Annotated in this window: 1 protein-coding gene; it reads left to right on the top strand. The window is 69.9% G+C overall.

Annotation, left to right across the window (positions count from 1 at the left end; all coding sequences use genetic code 11):
- Nucleotides 1–4: 4 nt before the first annotated feature.
- Nucleotides 5–1,188, top strand: a 1,184-nt coding sequence (locus EWV39_RS13700) for an NAD-dependent succinate-semialdehyde dehydrogenase (RefSeq protein WP_165313342.1), incomplete at its 3' end; no start/stop codon positions are given.

Here is a 1,188-nt window from a genome sequence, read left to right as displayed (position 1 = left end):
TCGTATGGCGATCAATGTGGATCAGCTGCTGACCAAAGTCCCCACCGGGATCCTCATCGCGGGCCAGTGGCGCGACGCCTCCGACGGGGGCACCTTCACCGTGGAGAACCCCGCCACCGGGCAGACCATCGCGACCCTGGCCTCGGCGACCAGTCAGGATGCTCAGGTAGCACTCGACGCCGCCTGTACCGCACAGCAGGACTGGGCGGCGACCAGCCCCCGGAAGCGCTCGGACATCCTCCGGAGGGCCTTCGACCTCATCCAGGAGCGCGCGGAGGAGTTCGCGACCCTGATGACCCTCGAGATGGGCAAACCGCTGGCGGAGTCCCGCGGCGAGGTCGCCTACGGCTCGGAGTTTCTGCGCTGGTTCTCCGAAGAGGCCGTACGCGACTACGGCCGCACCGCACCGACCCCGGAGGGGACCCTGCGGATGCTCACCGTGTCCAAGCCGGTGGGCCCGTGCCTGCTGATCACCCCGTGGAACTTCCCGCTGGCGATGGGCACCCGCAAGGTCGCCCCCGCCGTGGCCGCCGGCTGCGCCATGGTGCTCAAACCCGCCCGGCTGACCCCGCTGACCAGTCAGTACTTCGCCCAGACCATGCTCGAGGCGGGCCTGCCCGCCGGGGTGCTCAACGTGGTCTCCTCCGCCTCGGCCTCGGCGGTCTCGGAGCCGGTCATGTCCGATCCGCGGCTGCGGAAGGTCTCGTTCACCGGCTCGACGCCGGTGGGCAAGCAGCTGCTGGCCAAGGCGGCGGAGAACGTGCTGCGCACCTCGATGGAACTGGGCGGCAACGCCCCGTTTATGGTCTTCGAGGACGCCGACATCGATGAGGCCGTCGCCGGGGCGATGGGCGCGAAGATGCGCAACATGGGCGAGGCGTGCACCGCGGCGAACCGCTTCCTGGTCCATGAGTCCGTGGCGGAGGAGTTCGCGGGTAAGTTCGCCGAGCAGATGGGGCAGCTGCGGATCGGTGATGGCCTGGCGGAGGGCACCACGTGCGGGCCGATGATCGAGGCCAAGGCCCGCAACACGGTGTCCGAGCTGGTCGAGGATGCCGTGGCCCGCGGAGCGCGCGTGGTCACCGGCGGGCAGGCCGGGGAGGGGCCGGGGTATTTCTACCGCCCGACGGTGCTGGTTGATGTGCCGGCTGATGCGCGGGTGGTGACCGAGGAGATCTTCGGTCCGGT

It is taken from the genome of Rothia halotolerans (assembly GCF_004136635.1).
Lineage (GTDB): Bacteria > Actinomycetota > Actinomycetes > Actinomycetales > Micrococcaceae > Rothia > Rothia halotolerans.
This window is presented reverse-complemented; position numbering and strand designations above follow the sequence as displayed.